The organism is Micromonospora sp. NPDC048909, assembly GCF_040649635.1.
Classification (GTDB): domain Bacteria; phylum Actinomycetota; class Actinomycetes; order Mycobacteriales; family Micromonosporaceae; genus Micromonospora.
In genome coordinates this window covers 1-3,132 of record NZ_JBEZFU010000027.1, presented here as the reverse complement: position 1 = coordinate 3,132, position 3,132 = coordinate 1, and the positions used below count along the sequence as shown (strand labels likewise).

Sequence of the window (3,132 nt, the reverse complement as noted above, 5' to 3'; positions counted from 1 at the left end):
GCACGCAGTCCACCCGCAGCCTGCACCGCGCCTTCCAGGCCCGGTTCGGCCTGAGCCCGCGAGCGTGGCTCGTCCAGCAACGGCTGCGCGCCGCCCGCCGCGACGCGGTGTGTGCCCCGGCTCACTGAGCCGGCACGCGCAGGTGGAGCTCAGGTCACTTGAGGGTGACCTTGGCGCCCTCGCCCTCGAGCTTGGCCTTGGCCTTGTCAGCGGCCTCCTTGTTGACCTTCTCGAGGACGGCCTTCGGCGCGGCCTCGACCAGGTCCTTGGCCTCCTTGAGGCCCAGGCCGGTCAGCTCGCGCACGACCTTGATGACCTGGATCTTCTTGCCACCGTCGGCGTCGAGGATGACGTCGAACTCGTCCTTCTCCGGCTCCGCCTCGGCGGCGGCCGGGGCGCCACCGGCGGCGGCCACGGCGACCGGGGCGGCAGCGGTGACCTCGAAGGTGGTCTCGAACTGCTTCACGAACTCGGAGAGCTCGATCAGCGTCATCTCCTTGAACGCGTCGAGCAGCTCGTCGGTGCTGAGCTTCGCCATGTCTGGCGTCCTTTCAACGTAAGTTACTAAGACTGAACTGGGTACGCCGGGAGGCCTCAGGCCGCCTCGGCGCCCTCCTTCTCGCGCTTGTCCTGCAGTGCCGCCGCCAGGCGGGCGGTCTTCGACAGCGGGGCCTGGAACAGGGCCGCGGCCTTGCTCAGGTTGCCCTTCATCGCGCCGGCCAGCTTGGCCAGCAGCACCTCACGGGACTCCAGGTCGGCGAGCTTCGTGACCTCGGCCGCGGAAATGGCCTTGCCCTCGAAGACGCCGCCCTTGATGACGAGCTTCGGGTTGGCCTTCGCGAAGTCGCGAAGCCCCTTCGCCGCCTCGACGACGTCGCCCGAAACGAAAGTCAGCGCGGTAGGACCGGAGAACAGCTCGTCGAGGCCGGAGATACCCGCGTCCGTCGCGGCACGCTTGGCCAGCGTGTTCTTCGCGACCGTGTAGGTGGTCTCCTTGCCGAGCGAGCGCCGGAGCTGGGTGAGCTGGGAAACCGTCAGACCGCGGTACTCGGTCAGCACGGTGGCACCCGCGCTGCGGAAGCTCTCGGTCAGCTCAGCGACGGCCGTGGCCTTGTCGGCCCGGATCGGCTTGTCCGCCATGTCCCTCCTCTCTCGTTGCTCGAGGCTGGTCGCCGTCGGAAGCGGTCGCTCTCGACGGCAGCTCAGGAATCGCGACAACGAAAAAGCCCCGGCGCAGGGCGCACGGGGCGAGGGCCGGCGGGTGGACACGGTCGGCGGACCATGTTTCCTGCCGAGTTACGCTTGCCGCCCTACGCGGGTCGCCCGTCGTCGCGGGACCTTCGACCGTGCCGGAGCACGGTGACCAGCGGTCTCTGGGTGGTTCCTCATCCATGACAACACGGATGACGTTTGAAGAGTACGCGACCTCGCCACCAGCGCCAAATCGCCCCCTGTGCTCCCGGCCACGCCGGCCGAGCGCCCGGGTCCCCGGTCCGGTCAGCCCCGGGCCCGGCGCCGCCACAGGTAGCCGCCGGCCGCGGCGATGCTCCACGCCAGCGCCCAGGCGGTCAGCCCGAGCAGGGTGAGCGCGGCGGCGTCGCCGGCGGTGGTCCGGGCGGCGGCCATGATCGGCGGCGCCAGCCAGGGCGCCACCGAGCCGCTGAGACCGAGCACCACCGCGCCGACGCCGCCGAGGGCGAGCACCGCGACGCCGTACCCGGCACTGCCGACCGACGCCCGGCTGGCCAGCGCCCCGAGGGCCACCGCGGCGGGTACGGCCAGCAGATGCGCCCACAGCCCCAGGGCGACGCCGACCGGCACCGACCGGTCCTGCGGCTCGACCGGGCCGGTGACCCCGCCGACGAGCCACGGGAAGACCAGCGCGACGGCCACCGCGACCAGCGCCGCCAGGGTGGCGGCGAGCAGCCCGGCCAGCCGTTCCCGGGCGACACCGACCGCGACCTGGGCCATCCGGCGCTGCACGTCCGGCTCGACGTCCAGCAGGATCTTGGTCTGCCAGGCCAGCACGGGAAAGAGCACTACCGCCGAGACGCCGTACGCCTCGGCCGGCTGGGCCCGGCCGCCGCCGTAGAGGGTGCCGAGCGCGACCAGGCCAGCGAGCAGCGGCGCGAGCGCCCGGCCGGTACGCAGGAAACCGGCCAACCGCAGCCGCACCAGGGCGATCATCGTGCCTCCCCGGCGGCCCGCTCGACCACCACGTCGGCGGTGTCGCCGGTCGCCGCCTGCCCCGGCGGGATGCCGGGTCGGGCGTCGGTGCGTACCCGCAGCACCTGGTGGCCCTCGGCGCGCAGGCGGGCTACGGTGCCGGCGACCCGCGCGGCGGGCACCGCGACCTCGACCACGGCGAGCGTCTCGTCCGCCGGTGGCGCCTCCTCGGTCACCGTGCCGTCGGCGACCACCCACCGGTGCGCGCCCGGCAGCCGGACCGTCTCGCCCCGGTGGTCGCTGACCAGGACGGAGCCGCCGGCGGTCAGCACCTCGTCGACGAGCTCGGGCACCAGCTCGCGGGTGGCGGCGTCCAGGCCCTCCCACGGCTCGTCGAGCACCAACAGGCCGGGTGGGCGCAGCATCGCCTGGGCCAGGCCGACCTTCTGGGCGGTGCCCTTGGACAGCTCCGGCAGCCGGACCGCGCGGTACGCGGCCAGCCCGAGCCGGTCGGTCCAGGCCGCCACCGCCTCGTCGGCCGCCGCGCGGCCCAGCCCGGCCACCCGGGCCATCCCGGTGAGGTAGCGGTCCACGGTGAAGGGCTGGTCGGCCGGGAAGCGCTCCGGCACCCAACCCACCCGGGCGGGGCGCTCGGTGACCCGGCCCCGGCCCGGCCGGAGCACCCCGGCGGCCACCTGGAGCAGCGTCGACTTGCCCACCCCGTTGCGGCCCAGCACGACCGCGACCTCACCCGGACCGATTCGCACCCGCACGTCCCGCAGCACCCACGGCCCGCGCCGGTGGTACCGCAACCAGACGTTCTCCAGCCGCATGCGGTCGAGCCTGCCACACCTCAGACGCGCCGGGGGGGGCCGCCCGCCGGGGGGGGGCCCCGGCGGGGGGGGGGGGGGCGGGGCGGCGCGGCCGGCGGCCCAGAAGTCGGGAGAGGGGGGTGGGGGGGGGAGA

General features: G+C 74.3%; 4 protein-coding genes. All 4 read right to left on the bottom strand.

Going from position 1 to position 3,132, the window contains the following annotated elements:
- Nucleotides 1-154 precede the first annotated feature (154 nt).
- On the bottom strand, nt 155-538 hold the full coding sequence (gene rplL / locus AB0C04_RS32060; protein WP_357062200.1) for a 50S ribosomal protein L7/L12: 384 nt from the start codon (nt 536-538) through the stop codon (nt 155-157).
- A 56-nt stretch (nt 539-594) separates the two neighbouring features.
- Complete coding sequence (gene rplJ, locus AB0C04_RS32055; protein ID WP_350871180.1) at nt 595-1,140, bottom strand: 50S ribosomal protein L10; 546 nt, start codon at nt 1,138-1,140, stop codon at nt 595-597.
- A gap of 357 nt (nt 1,141-1,497) precedes the next feature.
- Nucleotides 1,498-2,187, bottom strand: a complete 690-nt coding sequence (locus AB0C04_RS32050; protein WP_357062196.1) for a hypothetical protein — start codon at nt 2,185-2,187, stop codon at nt 1,498-1,500.
- On the bottom strand, nt 2,184-2,999 hold the full coding sequence (locus AB0C04_RS32045) for an ATP-binding cassette domain-containing protein (protein ID WP_357062193.1): 816 nt from the start codon (nt 2,997-2,999) through the stop codon (nt 2,184-2,186). Before AB0C04_RS32045 ends, AB0C04_RS32050 begins: the two co-directional genes overlap by 4 nt.
- Nucleotides 3,000-3,132 lie beyond the last annotated feature (133 nt).

Excerpts from the sequence above, each read along its gene's own strand:
- AB0C04_RS32045 (WP_357062193.1), bottom strand. The coding sequence starts at position 2,999 with ATGCGGCTGGAGAACGTCTGGTTGCGGTACCACCGGCGCGGGCCGTGG.
- AB0C04_RS32050 (WP_357062196.1), bottom strand. The coding sequence starts at position 2,187 with ATGATCGCCCTGGTGCGGCTGCGGTTGGCCGGTTTCCTGCGTACCGGC.
- rplJ (WP_350871180.1), bottom strand. The coding sequence starts at position 1,140 with ATGGCGGACAAGCCGATCCGGGCCGACAAGGCCACGGCCGTCGCTGAG.
- rplL (WP_357062200.1), bottom strand. The coding sequence starts at position 538 with ATGGCGAAGCTCAGCACCGACGAGCTGCTCGACGCGTTCAAGGAGATG.